The sequence below is a fragment of the Streptomyces sp. NPDC059371 genome, from assembly GCF_042751995.1.
GTDB lineage: Bacteria > Actinomycetota > Actinomycetes > Streptomycetales > Streptomycetaceae > Streptomyces.
The window spans coordinates 1-17,237 of sequence record NZ_JBHYXD010000036.1; the positions used below are offsets into that span (position 1 = coordinate 1).

At 72.6% G+C, this 17,237-nt stretch carries 15 protein-coding genes; 5 read left to right on the top strand and 10 right to left on the bottom strand.

Features of this window, described 5'->3' with window-relative positions:
* Positions 1–385 precede the first annotated feature (385 nt).
* Both ACFXGX_RS21140 and ACFXGX_RS21145 read left to right on the top strand, forming a co-directional pair.
* A complete protein-coding gene (locus ACFXGX_RS21140) occupies positions 386–1,549 on the top strand; it encodes an acyltransferase family protein (RefSeq protein WP_384793341.1) in 1,164 nt (387 codons plus the stop codon).
* A gap of 155 nt (positions 1,550–1,704) precedes the next feature.
* A complete protein-coding gene (locus ACFXGX_RS21145; RefSeq protein ID WP_384793344.1) occupies positions 1,705–2,631 on the top strand; it encodes a class I SAM-dependent methyltransferase in 927 nt (308 codons plus the stop codon).
* A gap of 16 nt (positions 2,632–2,647) precedes the next feature.
* On the opposite strand, the gene ACFXGX_RS21150 is transcribed toward ACFXGX_RS21145, so the two are convergent.
* A complete protein-coding gene (locus tag ACFXGX_RS21150) occupies positions 2,648–3,307 on the bottom strand; it encodes a TetR/AcrR family transcriptional regulator (RefSeq protein ID WP_384793347.1) in 660 nt (219 codons plus the stop codon).
* A 68-nt stretch (positions 3,308–3,375) separates the two neighbouring features.
* Here ACFXGX_RS21150 and ACFXGX_RS21155 point away from each other — a divergent pair, with 68 nt between their 5' ends.
* Positions 3,376–4,845, top strand: a complete 1,470-nt coding sequence (locus tag ACFXGX_RS21155; protein WP_384793350.1) for an FAD-dependent oxidoreductase — start codon at positions 3,376–3,378, stop codon at positions 4,843–4,845.
* Positions 4,846–4,861: 16 nt separating this feature from the next.
* Here the strand turns inward: ACFXGX_RS21155 and leuE are convergent, their stop codons facing one another.
* Together leuE and ACFXGX_RS21165 are read right to left on the bottom strand one after the other, a co-directional pair.
* A complete protein-coding gene (leuE, locus tag ACFXGX_RS21160; RefSeq protein WP_384793352.1) occupies positions 4,862–5,512 on the bottom strand; it encodes a leucine efflux protein LeuE in 651 nt (216 codons plus the stop codon).
* A 144-nt stretch (positions 5,513–5,656) separates the two neighbouring features.
* Entirely contained in the window at positions 5,657–7,237 is a 1,581-nt protein-coding gene (locus tag ACFXGX_RS21165) for a methylmalonyl-CoA mutase (protein ID WP_384793355.1), read from the bottom strand.
* 187 nt (positions 7,238–7,424) lie between these two features.
* Here ACFXGX_RS21165 and ACFXGX_RS21170 point away from each other — a divergent pair, with 187 nt between their 5' ends.
* Positions 7,425–8,306, top strand: coding sequence for a L,D-transpeptidase family protein (locus tag ACFXGX_RS21170; protein WP_384793358.1), 882 nt, complete (start codon positions 7,425–7,427; stop codon positions 8,304–8,306).
* Positions 8,307–8,545: 239 nt separating this feature from the next.
* Here the strand turns inward: ACFXGX_RS21170 and ACFXGX_RS21175 are convergent, their stop codons facing one another.
* The 7 genes from ACFXGX_RS21175 to ACFXGX_RS21205 form a co-directional block, all read right to left on the bottom strand.
* The gene (locus ACFXGX_RS21175; RefSeq protein ID WP_384793361.1) at positions 8,546–9,628 is read right to left on the bottom strand and encodes a hypothetical protein; all 1,083 of its coding nucleotides are present in this window, start codon (positions 9,626–9,628) and stop codon (positions 8,546–8,548) included.
* Positions 9,628–10,290, bottom strand: coding sequence for an RNA polymerase sigma factor (locus ACFXGX_RS21180; RefSeq protein WP_382793301.1), 663 nt, complete (start codon positions 10,288–10,290; stop codon positions 9,628–9,630). The genes ACFXGX_RS21175 and ACFXGX_RS21180 overlap by 1 nt, the downstream gene beginning before the upstream one ends.
* A gap of 755 nt (positions 10,291–11,045) precedes the next feature.
* Positions 11,046–11,876 carry a hypothetical protein gene (locus ACFXGX_RS21185; RefSeq protein ID WP_384793364.1) on the bottom strand — a complete coding sequence of 277 codons (831 nt, stop codon included), beginning with the start codon at positions 11,874–11,876 and terminating at the stop codon, positions 11,046–11,048.
* A 310-nt stretch (positions 11,877–12,186) separates the two neighbouring features.
* Complete coding sequence (locus tag ACFXGX_RS21190; protein ID WP_384793367.1) at positions 12,187–12,804, bottom strand: RNA polymerase sigma factor; 618 nt, start codon at positions 12,802–12,804, stop codon at positions 12,187–12,189.
* Positions 12,805–12,967: 163 nt separating this feature from the next.
* Complete coding sequence (locus tag ACFXGX_RS21195; RefSeq protein ID WP_384793370.1) at positions 12,968–13,348, bottom strand: hypothetical protein; 381 nt, start codon at positions 13,346–13,348, stop codon at positions 12,968–12,970.
* Between the two features lie 176 nt (positions 13,349–13,524).
* The gene (locus ACFXGX_RS21200) at positions 13,525–14,097 is read right to left on the bottom strand and encodes a hypothetical protein (RefSeq protein ID WP_355759674.1); all 573 of its coding nucleotides are present in this window, start codon (positions 14,095–14,097) and stop codon (positions 13,525–13,527) included.
* A 403-nt stretch (positions 14,098–14,500) separates the two neighbouring features.
* A complete protein-coding gene (locus ACFXGX_RS21205) occupies positions 14,501–16,135 on the bottom strand; it encodes a glycoside hydrolase family 20 protein (protein WP_384793373.1) in 1,635 nt (544 codons plus the stop codon).
* A 387-nt stretch (positions 16,136–16,522) separates the two neighbouring features.
* Between ACFXGX_RS21205 and ACFXGX_RS21210 the strand changes: the two genes are divergently transcribed.
* Positions 16,523–17,095 (top strand): 2-oxo-4-hydroxy-4-carboxy-5-ureidoimidazoline decarboxylase, encoded by a 573-nt coding sequence (locus ACFXGX_RS21210; protein ID WP_384793498.1) that lies wholly within the window; start codon positions 16,523–16,525, stop codon positions 17,093–17,095.
* Positions 17,096–17,237: the final 142 nt, after the last annotated feature.

Consider the following 17,237-nt stretch of genomic DNA (forward strand, 5'->3'; position numbering starts at 1 on the left):
TGTGGACCCCCCGGCTACACCGGGGGCCGGGGCGGGTCGTGAGCGACCCGGCCCCGCCCCTTTGTCTTCCGTTGCTTTTGTGCCGCGAGCCCCCGTGCACGTCGCACGCCCCCGTACGGGCCCTGTGCGCCCCTCTGCACCCCCCCGGGCCGTCCCCGAGCGCCCCCGCGTCTCCCGGCCGCCGCAACACCCGTTCGAGGACATTCCCCGGCCCCGGCAAGCCTGCTGTCGATTTGTCACGATTCGGAAGAGTTCTCAACGTGAGGGCATCACACAGATGAACTCCCGTGGGCGGGACGACGAACCGGCCTTGTGAGGCCGTAAGCATCCCCGACTATCGGACTAACGTGCTGTGGGCCAGCTGAGTCCCATTGAGGGGAACCTTGTGATCGACACGCCCGAGGAGGCCCGCGGGACGTCGACCGGCACCGTGGTCCGTACCGTCCTGCCACCTGCCGAGACGTCCGCCGCGCCCAAACCCGCGGCGCCCCGGGAGAACCGGCTGCGCGCCCTCGACGGGCTGCGGCTCGTCGCGGCCCTGATGGTGGCGGGCTACCACTACGGCGGCCGGGACGGCGAGGTGGTCCAGGCCTGGGGAACCTCGCCCAAGCACCAGTTCCCCACCCTGCACCATCTGTTCGCCTACGGCTGCCTGGGCGTGCAGGTCTTCTTCGTGATCAGCGGCTTCGTCATCTGCATGAGCGGCTGGGGCCGGCCGCTGCGCTCCTTCTTCGCCTCCCGCGCCTCGCGGCTGCTGCCCGCGTACTGGGCCGCGATCATCATCGTGACGGCCGTGTTCGCCCTGCCCGTCGTCGCGTACAAGACGGTCTCCCCGAGCGACGCGCTGGTCAACCTCACCATGCTCCAGCAGCCGCTGGGCGCCGACCGGGTGCTCGGCGTGTGCTGGACCCTGTGGGCGGAGGTCCGCTTCTACGCCCTCTTCGCGCTGTGCATCGTGCTGCCGGGAGCGAACCGGCAGCGCGTGATCCTGTTCTGCGCCGGCTGGACCCTGGCCGCGGCCATGGCGCAGGGCGTGAACGAGCCCCTGCTCAACATGGTCCTGATGCCGGAGTACGCCCCGTACTTCATCGGCGGTGTCGGCCTCTACCTCGTCCACCGCAACTGGCGTGACGCGTACGCCTGGGGCATCGTGGGTGTGAGCTGGCTGATCGGCCAGCACTACGCGGTCCAGCGCCTGTGGCACGCCCCGAACCCGGAGTTCTTCTCCAACCGCTCGTCCTACGCCATCATCCTCGTCGTCACCTTCGGCTACGTCGCCGTCGCCGCGATCGCGCTGGGCTGGCTCCGCTGGGCGAACTGGCGCTGGCTGACCGTCGCGGGCGCCCTGACGTACCCGTTCTATCTGGTCCACGAGCACCTGGGCTGGGTCGCCATCAAGGCCTACCACCAGACCCTGCACATCCCGTCGTACGGCACGATCCTCGCCACCGTCGCCACGATGCTGCTGCTCGCCTGGCTGCTCAACCGGTTCGTGGAGAACCGGCTCACGCCCAAGCTCCGCGCCGCCCTGTCGAAGCCGCGCCCGTAGCGCCGGGGAATTCGCCTTCCCTTAACCCGCCCGCCCGCTTGGGCACGCGGCGCCGGGCAGGCGCGGAGGAGTTCCGTACACGCTCGTCCCCCACACGAGCTCCTCCGCGCGGCCCCTCCCCGAGGGCCCGCGCCGACACAGGGAGTGCTCCCCCTATGACTCTCGCACCTGGCACGACCCGACCGCCCCACCGACTCGGAGACATACCCGGCTGGTTCCCCGTGCTCGACCAGATGCTCTTCGAGTGGCTCCTGGACCGCCAGGAGTCGTCGGGCACGCGGGGCGACCTGCTGGAAGTAGGTGTCTACCTGGGCAAGAGCGCGATCTTCCTCGGACGGCACCTCCAGGACACCGAGCGGTACACGGTGTGCGACCTGTTCGAGGGGTCCGCCCCGGACGACGCCAACAAGGCGGAGTCGACGAAGTCGTACGGCGCGCTCACCCGGCGGGCCTTCGAGGAGAACTACCTCTCCTTCCACGACACGCTGCCCCGCGTCCTCCAGGGCCCCAGCAGCGTGGTCCCGGCGGAAGTCGCCGCCGGCTCCTGCCGGTTCGTCCACATCGACGCCTCGCACCTGTACGAGCACGTGTACGACGACATCGGCGCCGCCCGCGACACGCTGCTGCCCGGCGGAGTCGTCGTCCTGGACGACTTCCGCTCGGAACACACGCCCGGCGTCTCCGTGGCCGTCTGGGAGGCGGTGCTCGCCAGGGGCCTGCGCCCGATCTGCCTCAGCACACAGAAGCTGTACGGGACCTGGGGCGACCCCGGGCCCGTCCAGGAGGAACTGCTGGCGGCGGTGCGCGGACGCGAGGACTGCCATCTGAGCGTCCAGCAGGCCGCCGGACACCGCATCATCCGCCTCAAGTCGAGGAAGGGCATGCCGGAACCGTTCTTCCCTCCGTCCCGGCACGCGCGCGCCGCGGATCGCGCGGCCCCGGCCCGGCCGGGCGCGTCCGCCGTCCCACGTCCCGTCCGTACCCGTTCCCGCGCCCGCCGGATGGCGGCGGACCTGCTCCCGCCCGCCCTGACCCGCGCGATCCGCGGCGCCCGCGCGGCGAGGGGTCCGGGAGGGCGCTGACCGGCGGCGGCCGGGCTCAGCCGATGCCGTAGCGCGCCTCGACGCCCGCGACGATCAGGCCGAGCCCTTCCTCGAAGTGCCGCTCGTAGTCCTCGAAGATCTCCGCGCCCGCCGCCGCCGACAGAGGGAAGTCGGCCATGCGGCGGGCGCGTTCGTCCGTGTCGTACCCCTCGCGGCGCTCGCCCGGCAGCGGCTGGACGCCCTGCTCCTCGGTGACGAAGCCGATCGTGTACGCGTAGGTGGTGGACGTCGCGCGGACCGCCTGGGCGAGGGTGAATCCCGCCTCGGTGAAGAGCCGCAGCGTCCGCTCCATCTCGACGGCGTGCACGGTTCCCGTGAAGCGTGAACCGCTGAAGACCTTGGCGCCGTCGCGGTAGCTCAGCAGGGCGGCGCGCAGTCCGCGGTTGGCGGCGAGCAGCCGCTCCCGCCAGCCGTCGCCCCCGGCCGCGCCGGGGGTGTCGACCATCCGGCGGTACATCTCGGTGGCCATCTCGTCGAGCAGTTCCTGCTTGTTCTTGAAATGCCAGTAGAGCGCCGGCGCCTGGACGTCCAGCTCCTTGGCGATGGCCCGCAGGGTCAGGCCGTCGAGGCCCGTCTCGTTGAGCAGCCGCAGAGCGGTCCCGACGACCTGCTTCTTGTCCAGCCTGGGGGATCGCTGGGGTCTCTGGGTAACCACGCTTGACAGTTTAACGCCGTTAAGGACATGCTCGTCGCACCGAACTTAACGGCGTTAAGGAAAGATGCATGAGCATGACATCACACCGGGACATGAACGTGGACATGAACGTGGACATGAACGTGGACGTGGACGTACTCGTCGTCGGAGCCGGCCCGACCGGCCTCGCCCTCGGCGTCGATCTCGCGCGGCAGGGCGTGGACGCGCTCGTCGTGGAGCGGGGCGAGGGCCTCGCGCCGGGATCGCGCGGCAAGGGGCTCCAGCCCCGCACGATGGAGGTGTTCGAGGACCTCGGCGTCCTCGACGCGATCCGCGCGGCGGGCGGCGGCTACCCGGTCGGGATGATCTGGCAGGACGGTGAGCGCGTGGGTGAGCACCAGATGTTCGACCCGGCCGAGCCGAGCGACGACTCGCCGTACAACGCGCCGTGGATGGTGCCGCAGTGGCGTACGCAGGAGATCCTCTTCGCGCGGCTCCGGGAGCTCGGCGGCCGGGTCGCCTTCGGCCGTGAGGTCGTCTCGGCCGACCAGGACGAGAACGGCGTGACCGTGGGGTTCGCCTCCGGCCCGCCGGTCCGCGCGCGGTACGTCGTCGCCGCCGACGGTGGCCGCTCGGCCGTACGGCGCGCGCTCGGGATCGCCATGGCCGGAGAGACCCTCGACCCGCACCCGATGCTCGTCGCGGACGTGCGGATCACCGGGCTGGACCGCGACAACTGGCATGTCTTCCCGCCGCGTGAGGGCACCGGCGGCTTCCTGGCGATCTGCCCGCTCGCCGGTACGCAGGACTTCCAGGTCGTGGCGCAGTTCCCGGAGGGCACGGACGTCGACCTGTCCCTCGACGGCGTCCGCAAGACCGTCGCCGCGCGCTCCCACCTCTCGCCCGAGGCCGTGACCGAGGTGCGGTGGGCCTCGGACTTCCGGCCGCGCACGGGACTGGCCGACCGCTTCAGTGCCGGGCGGGTCCTCCTCGCCGGGGACGCGGCGCACATCCACTCACCGGCCGGCGGCCAGGGGCTCAACACCAGCGTCCAGGACGCCTACAACCTGGGCTGGAAGCTCGGCGCGGTCCTGCGCGGCGAGGCTCCCGCGTCGCTGCTCGGCACCTACGAGGAGGAACGCCGCCCCGTCGCCGCCGACATGCTCGGTCTGTCCACCCGGATCCACCGCGGCGAGGCCCGCCGCGGCAAGGAGACCCGTCAGCTCGGCCTCGGCTACCGCGGCTCCTCCCTCGCGGTGGAGACCCGCACGGACCTCCCGGACGAGGCGCTGCGCGCGGGCGACCGCGCCCCCGACGGAACCGTGGACGGCGTACGCCTCTTCGACGCGTTCCGGGGAGCGCACTGGACGCTGCTCACCGTCGGCACGGTCACGGAACCGGCGGCGCCCCCCGGTGTCCGCACCGCGCGGATCGGGTCGCACGAGCGCTACGGGACCGGGGTCTTCCTCGTCCGCCCCGACGGCTACGTGGGCTGGGCGGGCGCCGACACGACGGGCCTGCGGGAGTACGCGGCCCTGGTAGGCCTCAGCGCCGGCTGAGTGCTGCGGACACGGCCTACGCGCCGGCGAGTGTGAGCTTGACCGCGAAGCCGAGGAAGAGGGCGCCCGCGGCGGTCGTGGCCCCCGCGGAGAGGCGCTTGCGCCGGCGGAAGGCCGCCGCGAGGCGGGTACCGCTGAAGATCAGCGCGGTCAGATACAACACGCTCGCGAGCTGGGCGAAGGCCCCGAGCACGACGAACGACAGGGCCGGATAGGCGTATCCGGGGTCGACGAACTGCACGAAGAAGGCGACGAAGAACAGGATCGCCTTCGGGTTGAACAGGCTGATCACCAGCGCCCGCCGGAACGGCCGCTCCCCTGCCGCCTCCTCGGGCTCCGCGCTCTCGGCGACCGCCTCCCGGCGGGCCCGCCACATCGCCCGCGCGGCGCGCAGCATCCCGATCGCCAGCCAGGTCAGATATCCCGCACCGGCGTACTTCACGATGCTGAACAGCACGGCGTTCGCCTGGAGCAGCGAGGCCACACCGGCCGCCGACAGGGTCATCAGCACGGTGTCCCCGCACCACACACCCGCGGCGGCGGTGTACCCCGTACGGACGCCCCGGCGGGCGGCGACGGACAGCACGTACAGCGAGTTCGGTCCCGGCAGCAGGACGATCAGGACGAGGCCCGCGAGATAGGTGGGGAGGTCGATGACACCAAGCATGAGATGGAGTGTCGCACGCGGCCGCGCCGTCGGGTCCGGCCGTCTCATCACGGGTTCGTCACCGCCGGGAGGGGCGCCCGGGGGCACGCGGCCGACGTCCCCGGCCGCCCGCTTCGGGGCAGCGGTCCGGGGCCACGGTCCGGTTCAGAAGGAGTCCGAGGGCACGTAGGTCCCCCAGATCTCGCGCAGCGCGTTGCAGACCTCGCCGACCGTCGCGCGGGCGCGCAGGGCCTCCTTCATCGGGTAGAGGACGTTGTCGGTGCCCTCGGCGGCCTTCTTCAGGGCGACGAGGGCGGCGTCGACGGCGCCCTGGTCGCGCTCGGCGCGGAGCCGGGCGAGGCGTTCGGCCTGCTGGGCCTCGATGGCGGGGTCGACGCGCAGCGGCTCGTACGGCTCCTCCGCGTCGATCCGGAAGCGGTTGACGCCGACCACCACGCGCTCGCCGGAGTCGGTCTCCTGGGCGACCCGGTAGGCGGAGCGCTCGATCTCGCCCTTCTGGAAACCGTGCTCGATGGCCCCGACGGCGCCGCCGAGGTCCTCGACCCGCGTCATGAGGGCGACGGCCGCGGCCTCGACGTCGTCGGTCATCCTCTCGACGACGTACGAGCCGGCGAAGGGGTCGACCGTCGCCGTCACGTCCGTCTCGTAGGCGAGGACCTGCTGGGTGCGCAGGGCGAGCCGCGCGGATTTGTCGGTGGGCAGCGCGATGGCCTCGTCGAAGGAGTTGGTGTGCAGCGACTGGGTGCCGCCGAGGACCGCGGCGAGGCCCTGGACCGCGACCCGGACGAGGTTCACCTCGGGCTGCTGCGCGGTGAGCTGGACGCCCGCCGTCTGGGTGTGGAAGCGCAGCATCAGCGACTTGGGGTTCTTCGCGCCGAACTCGTCCCGCATCACCCGGGCCCAGATGCGCCTGGCCGCACGGAACTTGGCGACCTCCTCCAGGATCGTCGTACGGGCGACGAAGAAGAAGGAGAGGCGGGGGGCGAAGTCGTCGACGTCCATGCCGGCGGCGACGGCGGTGCGGACGTACTCGATGCCGTCGGCGAGCGTGAACGCGATCTCCTGCGCGGGAGAGGCGCCCGCCTCGGCCATGTGGTAGCCGGAGATCGAGATCGTGTTCCACTTCGGGATCTCGGCCCCGCAGTACCTGAAGATGTCCGCGATCAGCCGCAGCGACGGCTTGGGCGGGAAGATGTACGTGCCGCGGGCGATGTACTCCTTGAGGACGTCGTTCTGGACGGTGCCCGTCAACTGCTCCGCGGGGACGCCCTGTTCCTCGCCGACGAGCTGGTACATGAGCAGCAGCAGCGCGGCGGGCGCGTTGATCGTCATCGAGGTGGAGACCTGGCCGAGCGGGATCCCGTCGAACAGGACGCGCATGTCGTCGACCGAGTCGATGGCCACACCGACCTTGCCGACCTCGCCGTGCGCGAGCGGGGCGTCGGAGTCGTGGCCCATCTGGGTGGGCAGGTCGAAGGCGACCGACAGGCCCGTCGTGCCGTGGGCGATGAGCTGCCGGTAGCGGGCGTTGGACTCCACGGCCGTGCCGAACCCCGCGTACTGGCGCATGGTCCACGGGCGGCCCGTGTACATCGAGGGGTACACGCCGCGGGTGAAGGGGTACGCGCCCGGCGCGCCGAGCTTCTCGGCCGGGTCCCAGCCGTCCAGGGCCTCGGGGCCGTAGACCGGTTCGATGGGCAGTCCGGACTCGGATTCGCGCGTCATTGCTGTGCCTCCCGTGAAGCGGCCCGACGACAGGGACTCCGTTCCGCCGTGCGGCGGCTCGTTCCATGGTTCTCTTCCACCATGCCGCCCAGTTCGCAACCGGTCACCCGCGGGGAGCATCCCGGGTGACATGACGGCGGGACGGGGGCCTGATGTGCACGACAGGACGCGTGGAACAGGGGTCCGGATGCGTACGACTGGCTTGAAGAGATCGCTGGCCGCGCTCGCGGTGCTCGCCGTGGTGAGCGGCTGCACGGCGCACGCCGTGGACGCGGAGGGGAAGAAGGGGCCGGTACGGATCGACGGTTCGCTCGCCCCGGCCCCCGGTGCGACGAAGAAGGACGACGGCAAGCCCGCCTCCCCGTCGAAGGGGGAGGACGGCACATCCGGCTCCGCGGAGGCGGGGAAGGACGACGAGCGGCCCACCGCCGAGCCCGCCGAGGTCCTCTGGTCCCGGGGCGACCGGGGCGACGACATCCGCAGGGCGCAGGCCCGGCTGCACCAGGTCGCCTGGCTGATCACCCCGCCGACGGGGACGTACGACGCCCGGACGGCCGCGGCCGTGAAGGGGTTCCAGGGCAAGCGGGGACTTCCGCGCACCGGTGAGCTGGACACCGTGACCTGGCGGCGGCTGCGGAGGATGACGCACGAACCGGCCGCCTGGGAGCTGTATCCCTACGGCGGGCAGCCGGCCGCGAAGCCCGACCCGCGCTGCATGAAGGGCCGTGTGCTGTGCGTCAGCAAGACGAGCCGCACGCTGCGCTGGATGATCGACGGCAGGACCGTCTCGGAGATGGACGTCCGGTTCGGCTCGCAGTACACGCCCACCCGCGAAGGGGTGTTCACGGTGTACTTCAAGTCGCGCCACCACGTGTCGACGATCTACCACACGTCGATGCCGTACGCGATGTTCTTCAGCGGCGGCCAAGCGGTGCACTATTCCTCGGACTTCGCGGCCCGCGGCTACTACGGCGCCTCGCACGGCTGCGTCAACGTCCGGGACGAGAGCAAGGTCGGGGCGCTGTTCGCGCAGGTCCGCTCGGGCGACAAGGTCGTCGTCTCCTGGTGACGGGCCTCCGCGCGAAGGGCGGGGAAAGGAGAGTGGGGCGCGGGCGGGACCGGGGGAACGTGTCCCACCCGCGCCAGTTGCACGAAGCCGTGGGTACGGGGGGAACCCCGGCTCCGTGCTACGGCCGATGACCAGTCGGCTCATCACGTACTGCGTCGCGGCGGCCGAAAACGTCACACCCAGGCAATAAAAATTTCAACGACATACGAAAGTGCTGGTCAGAGAGGTCTCGCGGCACTTCAGAGGAGCGTGCCGACCGACCGGCTCGGCATCGTCCTCGGCGTCGGGCCCGACGGGGACCACGTCGGCGCGACCGGCAGGAGCGGGGTCGGTCGCGGACGCAGTACGGACGGGGCGCTGACACCGTTGTCCTGGTGGTCGTTGCCGCCCGGTCCTATGTGGTGGCCGTCGCCGTCACCGTCACCGCCGCCCGAGTCCCCCTGGTCGCCGTGACCGCCCTGGTCGCTCCCCTGCCCGCCGTCGTCGCCCGAACCGTCGCGGGCGTCCTGGCCGCGGCCGAGGACGCCGGAGCAGTACAGCCGCACCCGGGCACCGCCGCCCGCCACGTGCTCCAGGGCGCGCCTGCGGTCCCCGTCGAGGTCCTTGCCGTCGAGGAGGTCACGGCAGTACGCGCGCGTCCTGGCCCACCACTCGCGGGTACGGTCGGCGGTCCCGCCGGTGTCGGGACTCGGCGGGCCGCTCGGGTGGCCGGTGCCCGCGGACGTGGAGGTGTCGCCGGACGGTTCGCCCGGCGTGCCGTCAGGCACGGGCACCACGGCGCCGTTCCCGCCGGAGACCCCGGGTGAGGGGGTGGGCGAGACCGAGACGAGCGGCCGGTCCGGGGTCCGGACGGCCGTGGCCGTCGCGGCCGGGCCCGGGTGTTCGCGGATGAAGGGGGTCGGCAGGACTCCGGTTCCGGCCGCGACGGCCACGCCGCCGACCATCCCGACGGCCAGCACCGCGGCGAGCCCGAAGCGGGTGGGCCGTCCCCAGCGGGTCCGGCGTCCGTGCGCGGCGGGGCGTCCGATCCGTACGAGACCGGCGTCCGCGGCGTGCGCGCCGGACCGCGCGCGACCGTGCCGGCCGGGCTGCGCGGCGACAACCTCCCCGCTCTCGCGCGCCTTGCGGAAAGCGGCCAACGCGGCTGCCTCGCCCGGGAGTTCGTCGCTGGTCGGCTCGGGTTCCGTGGTCAGTGCGCCGAGGGCCGCGGTGAGACGGTCCGCCTGGTCACGCGTGCCGGGGTCGACGGCTTCCAGCGGCTCCCCGTTCAGCAGACGCTCCGCGGCGTCCCGGTCCAGCCACCTGTACTGCTCGTCGGCCATCACATGTCCTTCTGCGCCCGCGAACGCGTATGCGTCACACCGGCGGACGTCACCGCACGGGTACGGGAACCTCGTTGCGGGGGAACGGCGTCGAGCGCGCCGACGGATTCCGGATCGGTGCCGAGCAGTTCCGCGAGGCGTTTCAGACCCCGGTGCGCGGCGGTCCGGACGGCTCCGGGGCGCTTGCCGAGGGTCTCGGCGGCCGTCTTGGCGTCGAGACCGACCACGACCCGCAGCACGACGGCCTCGGCCTGGTCCTGCGGGAGCTGGGCGATGAGCGAGAGGGTGCTGCCGGTGGACAGCGCCTCCATCGCCTCGGTCGCGGTGTCGGACTCGGCGGCCTTGCCGGTCAGCTCGGTCTCGTCGCCGCCTATCGCGGGACGGCGCCCGCGCATCCGTATGTGGTCCAGGGCGCGGTTGCGGGCGATCCTCGCCGCCCAGCCGCGGAAACGGTCCGCGTCGCCGCTGAAGCGTTCCAGGTCACGGGCGATCTGGAGCCAGGCCTCGGACGTGACGTCCTCGGCGTCCGGCTCGCCCACCAGTGTCCGGACGTATCCGAGCAGGCGTGGGTGCACAGCTCGGTACACCGTCCGGAACGCGGCCTCGTCCCCGTCCTGCGCGGCAAGTACCGCGGCGGTCAGCTCCGCGTCGTCCCCCAGCACCCCCGCGCCCCTCTTTGCGCCTCGACCGGCTCCGCTCTCGCGGACCGGGTTCTCGCCGTCGTGCGTTCCTCGATGGACGGTTGTGGTCCCAGGTCCGCGTGGTCGTGGTCTGCCGCCCCACACGGTTCCTGCCCCAGGCCCCACGTGGTCGCGGTCCCCGGGTCCACTCAGTCGTGGTCCCGGGTTCCTCGTGGTTGCGGTCGTCCTCTTTCCGCACCGGCGCGAAAGGCACGTTACGGCCTGAAACAGCTCCCCGTCCATGTTCGTACAACCTGCAACTACGCGGTGACGGAGCGGGGTGTGACACAAAACGCAGTCCCGGCGCTGTAGAGAGTACGGGTCGCCGCGCGGCCCGTGCCGCGCGACGGTCGGGGCCTCTCCTGTGGGGGGTGGCGGCCCCGGCCGTTGCCATCGGCGAGGAATCGGGCCGACGGCCCTGCGGAGAAGTACGCCTGGCGCCGCGTCAGGGATTCCCGTCGGCGGTCAGGCCGGGAATCCGGCCGCCTGCCGCCGGGTCGGGGCCGCACGCCGACAGCCGACAGCCGACAGCCGACAGCCGACAGCCGACAGCCGGGCAACGGACCCCGCAGCGTCAGGACACCTGCCGCCATCACGGCAGAGACACCCGCCGCCCTCGCGGCACAGACACCCGCCCAGGCCTCCGGCGCCCTCGTAGCGCCCGGACGTTCGGCGAAGCCGCGGTGGGCGCCCGGCGGCCTTCCGGCCCCGGCCCGCCAGTCCCGGCCGTCACCCGGCTACCGGCTCTTGGACTTCGCCGGCTTCGGCGTCGGGGCCGGGGTCTCCTGAGCCGGCGTCCCGTCCGCCTTCCCGGGCTTCCGCCCGTCTCCCGCGCTCTCGTCGTGCCCCGTCCCCTTCGCACCCTTCGTCCCGGTGTGCGCGGCCAGTTGCCCGGCGCAGAACGCCTCGACCTTGTCCTCACCGCCAGCGGCCGTGACGAGCCGCTGCCAGGCGCGCGAGTCCAGGGCGTTGCCCCGGCCCTTCACCGACGCGTACGCACGGCAGTGGGCCTCGGTGTCCTGGGCGCGCGGCGGGCGGCTCGCGAGGCCGCTCGGGGTCAGGGCGCCGGGGGCACCGGGACCGACCGGGGCGGCCGCCTCGGGGAACCGGCCCGGAACGCTGCCGGACGGACGGGCCGTAGCTCCGCCCCGGTGCCCGGCGTCCTCGTGCGTGACCGGTCCGATGGCCGCGACGGCGACTCCGCCCAGGGTCAGACCGGCCAGCAGGACGGCGAACGCGGCCCGCAGCGAACGTCTCTGCCCCTTCCGTTCCTTGGGGCGCCAGTCGTCACTCCGCCGGGTGGGCGCGGAGTGCGCGCCGCTGTCCCGCGCGGCCCGGAAGGCGGCCACGGCCCGCGTCTGCGCCGCCCTGTCGTCGCCCCGGCCGCGCATCGCCGCGGCGAGAAGCCCCTCCAGTGGGGTCTCCACGCCCGCGGGGTCCGCCGCGCGGGCGAGGCCGACGCTTCCGGTGGCCGCCGCGGGGGCGAGGCCGGGCCCGGGGGCCCCGCCGTCGCCGACGTGCCGTTCACCCATGCCGGGTCGCGCATCCGGTTCCCTGTGCGGTTCCACGTCCGGTTCCATCTCCGTCTGCCGCTCCGCCCTGCAACTCCTCGCCGTACCAGGACTCAGCTCCGCGCTCCACGCAGTACAACGCGCTCGCTCCACACGTCGTCCCGCGCCCGCGGGACGACACCCGGCCATGGGCCGCGCGGGCCCCGCGCGGCGGCCCGTCGCCGTCCGGCGGCCGTCCTCCGCGTGACGACCGTCCGCCGTGCACCATCCGTACACCGGTCGCGTTCCTTCCGCCGTACGACGATGCCGTTCCGGACGACGGCGTGGTGCCGGCCGTTCGTGGTGCCGGCCGCTCCGGACGTACTGCTCATCCCGACTCCCCCAGCGTCCGGGGCTCCTCATCCGTCACACCCGCGCCACCGAGCTGGCGCGCGAGCCGCTTCAGTCCCCGGTGGGCGGAGGTCCGCACCGCGCCCGGCCGCTTGCCGAGCACACGTGCCGCGGCCGGTCCGTCGAGGCCGACGACGACCCGCAGGAGCACCGCCTCGGCCTGGTCGCGCGGCAGGCCCGCGACCAGTTCCAGGGCGTATTCGGTGGACAGGCTCTCCAGTGCCTCGTCCTGGGTGCTGTGCCTGCCGGGCAGGTCCAGCGCGTCCTGCTCGATGGCGCTGCCCCGGGGCCTCACCCGCAGCCGCCGCAGATGGTCCAGCGCGCGGTGCCGGGCGATGGTCGCGGTCCAGCCGCGGAACCCGGCGCCGTCCCCCCGGAACCGTCCCAGGTCCCGGGCGATCTCCAGCCAGGCGTCGGACGCCACGTCCTCGGCGTCGTCGCCGACGATGCCGCGCAGATAGCCCAGCAGTCCGGGCTGCACGATCCGGTACGCGGCCGCGAAGGCGAGCTCGTCGCCCTCCTGCGCCCGCGCCACGGCCACGCCCAGTTCCGCGTCGTACGGCTGCGCGCGGCGGGGTTGCCCTCCCTGGCCCAACACTGTCCTCGTTCGCACCGAGTTCGCCCGAATGTGCCTGTCGGCGCGGCCGTCCGCGCCGACACCCTCATGGTCATCAGCGTCGGGCCCCACGGAAATGTCACAGCGCGTCAGACGCCCTGTCCGGGCACTCCGTCCGGGCCGGTGGGACCCGGCGCGGACCTCAGCGGGTGGCCTCACGGCACAGCAGACGCAGGGAGCCGTCGCCCCCGTAGCAGCGGCGGGCCTCCTCGATCGGGTCCCACAGCCGCCCGTCGGGAGTTCGGAGCCAGTGCTCGCCGCCGGTCTCCCACCACTCGGCGCCGGTGTGACGGGCGACCACCTCGCCCGCGTACGCGCCGAATCCGCGCAGCACGCTCTCGACGGCGGCGTACGGGGCCCCGTCCCTGCGTATCTCGTCGATCACGCGGTCGACGCGCCACAGGCTCTGTGCCGAGTAGTCGAGGCGCAGCCTGGCGCCCTCCCGCATGGCCGCGACCGTGTCGGCCGCCCAGCGAACGGGCTTCGTCGCAGCCGAGGGCCGTGTTGCTTGAGTTGCATTCACACTCGGTAGAGCGCGACGGCGGCCGGATTCGTCACGGGTCGGGGCCGGGGTTCGCGACACCGGCCCAGCACCGCCATGTCCGCCCCAGGACCCTCACAGGAACCCCTCGCGATCAAGGTTTCGGGTGCGCCGGAGCCGTGTTTCCTCCGGCGCACCCTCGCGGGCCCGTCCCGGGACTACACCCGTCCGCGTGCCCTGCGGGAGACCACCGCTCGCAGGACGCGCCGCCCCTCCGTCGACGCGTCCAGCGCGAGCCGCAGTCCGCCCTTGCCGTGCTCGGCGAGCAGTTCCAGGACGGAGACCTGGCGGCGCAGTTCGGCGGCGACGAGCGGGGACATGCCCTCCGTACGCCCCTCACGGCGCGCCGTCACGCACGCCTCCGCGTCGTCGGCGTGATCGAGGAACCGGTGGACCTGCAGCGCCGCCACCGAGCAGGCGTCCGACCAGGCACGCAGTTCCTCCTCGGAGGGCTTCGCGGGGACGGCCTCCAGCATGCCCCGGGCGAGCAGGGCGGCGTGATCCTCGTCGGTCACGGCCGGCTCGGGGTCCTCCGCGTCCATCTTGGCGCGCGCCTCTTCCAGGCGCGTTCCCCACTCGGCCCAGGTGTCCGGCTCCGCCAAGCTGGCCCACAGGGGCCGCAGGACATCGTCGTCACCGCCGAGGAGCGGTACGCACCGATCCAAACAAGCCAGGCCACTCGCTGCCAGACCTCGCTCGTCGGCCCGAGCGATCAGTTCCACCAGACTCATCACGACTCCCTCGAAATGCCTCGACAGGGCGCCCTTGCCTTACGGAGCCCGCACTTCCCCTTACTGCGTGCAACGGACCCGGAGTGTCACAGTGCGCCCCCACCCTGCCGTTCGACGAGCCGAATGAACAGGTTTTCAGCCAAAGACACACTCCGGGACGGGCACAATTCCGCACGACCACCCAGACCTGGGACCAGGTGGCCCTGCCGGGAAGAAGACCTCGGCGTCGAGACGGACCCGCCGGAACCGGATCAGAAGGCGACGCCGCCGGCCAGGAGGGCGGTCGACTGTGCCCGCGCGGCGGACGGACCGAGCGAGTTCGCCTCATCGGCCCGTCGCACGGGGGAGGCGAGGCGCTCGCCTCCGCCCGCGAGGCCGTCCGCGAGGGCCGGGCCGGGGCCGCTCAGCCCAGTTGGTCGGCCAGGGACTTGAACTGGGTCCAGGAGAGGGACGGTGTTCGTGGGTCCCACAGTTTCTGGGTCAGGGCGCGCAGCGGCATGCGGATGCCCGCCGCGACCTGGTCCTGGGTCTGGGAGTTCGAGAGGTCGCACCAGACGGCGAAGGACCCGCCGAGGATCTGGGAGTCGTACCGCGCGGGCACCGGCGTCGTACCGCGCAGGACGAGGGGCGTCCACTGCTCGTAGATGCGCTGCCCGGTCGGATACACGAAGGTCTGGGGTTCACCGAGGACGTAGTACAGGTACTCGTCGTTGTAGTTGATGACCTTGCGGCCCGCGCTCAGATACTCCACGGGCTGCCGGGCACCGATCTCCTTGCCGGTCCAGTAAGCCACCTGGAGGCTGCCGTCGGCCCGGACCGTGCTGCCGCGGAAGAAGCCGTCGTTCCAGGCCCGTGCCGTGCGACCGTGCCCGTGGACCACCTTGGCGCGGTCGTTGAGCCATCCGGTCGTGAGGTCGGCGACGCCCGCGCCCGCTCCGTACCTGTTCCTGGCCGCGGTGACGAGCTGCGGGAAGGACGCCGCCGGGTTGGCCACCGTCAGTGCCTGGTACTCGTCGCCGCCGAGGTGCCAGTCGGTGCCGGGGAACAGATCCGCGTACTCGTCGAGCAGTTCGTCGACGATCTTCGCCGAGGCGGGCTTGGAGATGTCCACGGCGCCGCGAACGGGGACGCCCGACACATTGCGGAGCTGGAGATCGGGGTGCGCCGCGATGACCGCGCCGAGGTGGCCCGGCGAGTCGATCTCGGGCACGACGGTGATGTGCCGGCTCGCCGCGAGCGCGACGATCCGGCGCACCTCGTCCTTCGTCAGATGCTGCCGCGACACGATCTCGGGGTGCGTGTCGGACTCGATGCGGAAGCCCTGGTCGTCGGAGAAGTGCAGGCCGAGCTGGTTGTACTTCAGGTCCCCCAGCTCGCGCACCCGGTCCTCGATCCAGGCCGCCGTGAAGTGCTTGCGCGCGATGTCGAGCATGAACCCGCGGACCGGCTTCGCGGGCCGGTCGCGTACGACGCCCTCCGGCGCCGTACCGCCGCCGTGCACCTCCTGCTTGAGCGTGCGCGTGCCGTAGAAGACCCCGGCCTCGGCGGGCCCGGTGACGGCGACCCGGCCGTTCTTGACCGTGAGGGTGTACGACTCCGGTCCCGCCTTGCTCTTGTCCAGGCCCAGTTCGACGTCACCGGCCTTGGCGGCCGCCCGTCCCGCGTACGTCAGTCTCAGTTCGCCGGCGAGCAGCTTGCCCTCGTCGGCGAGGCCGTTGTCGTCCACGACGACCCGGGCGCCGGCGGCCGGGCGCCAGCCGGGACCGTGGGCCGCGGTGTGCTCGCGTACGGCGGGGATGGTGCGCGGCGCCTTGGAGAGGGGATAACTCCGGGTCGGCGAAGGGCTGGGGGCGGACACGGCCCCCGACCGGTCCGCGGACGGTACCCGCGCCCCGGCCGGCCCGCCGCCCCCGTCGGGCCAGACCACCACGGCCACCGCGACGACACCGGCGACCGCCAGACCGGCCGCGAGGAGTTTGCCCCGCCCGTTCTGTCCCGACCGCCGCCGACGCGGCGCGCGCCGCCTGCCACTGCTCACTCCGCCACCCTCGTCTCACCGCGCCCGCTGCGCGGCGCTCACTTCACGGCGCCGACCGCGCGGCGCCCACTTCACCGTGCCGTCGCCGGGCCGGCCTCCCTACAGGTGTACTCCCTCGTCGAGGCGGCCACCTCTTCGGAGCACCTCGCCGGGCCGGTTCTCCACTCCCACCGAGAACTCTGCCCCGACCGTCACCCGAACCGTCCACCACATGCTCCGAAACTCTCCCGTGCGGGTGAAATCCGGGCATCCGTCGGACAGGTCCCGACACACCTCGATAGCGTGAGCGGCACAACTTTCACTTCCGCCCCTGCCGAAACACACGTATCGCACGCACGTCACGCTCACCGGACGTCGCGCGTCCCACCCCCACGCCGAGGACCCACGCTGACGTCTCACCGTCTCCCACGCCTCCCCGGCCAGGTCGCCCTCCCCGAGCAGAAGAGCGCGGAACCGTCCCCGGTCCGCCTCGACGGGTTCAACTCCGCACCCGCCGGAGAGGTCACCCACGCCCTGCTCTCCTGCTGCCGCAGCCTGCGCTGGGTCCACCGTCTGGCCGACCACCGCCCCTACCCGGATCTCGGCGCCCTGCTGGCCGCGGCCGACGAGGCGGCGTACGACCTGACCCCCGCCGACCTGGCCGAAGCCCTGGCCGGCGAATCGCTCACACCGCTCCCGGACGGCGCGTACTCCGCCGCCCACACCGCGCTGAGCGCCGCGCACGCCGCGTACGAGAGCAGATTCGGACATGTGTTCGTCATCTGTCTGGACGCGTTCTCTCCCGGCGAGGCCCTCGACCAGGTCCTCGGCGGCATCCGGTCACGCCTGGCGAACGACCCGGAGGAGGAGCGGGTCATCACCGCCGACGAGCTGCGCAGACTGGCCCGCGGGCGGCTCACCCGGCTCGTCCGTCAGTTCGCCAACGGGGCACGACCCGCCGACACGCCGCGCCCGGAATAGCCCGAACGTGCCTGATTGATTGCCAGTTTGATCACATTGATAGGGCCGCTGTAAGCGTTCCGACAACACGTCGCTACGATGGCCAGGGCCGGTGGACCGTACCTGGCCGGGCCCGACCGACAGAGAAGCCGGCGCGGCCCCA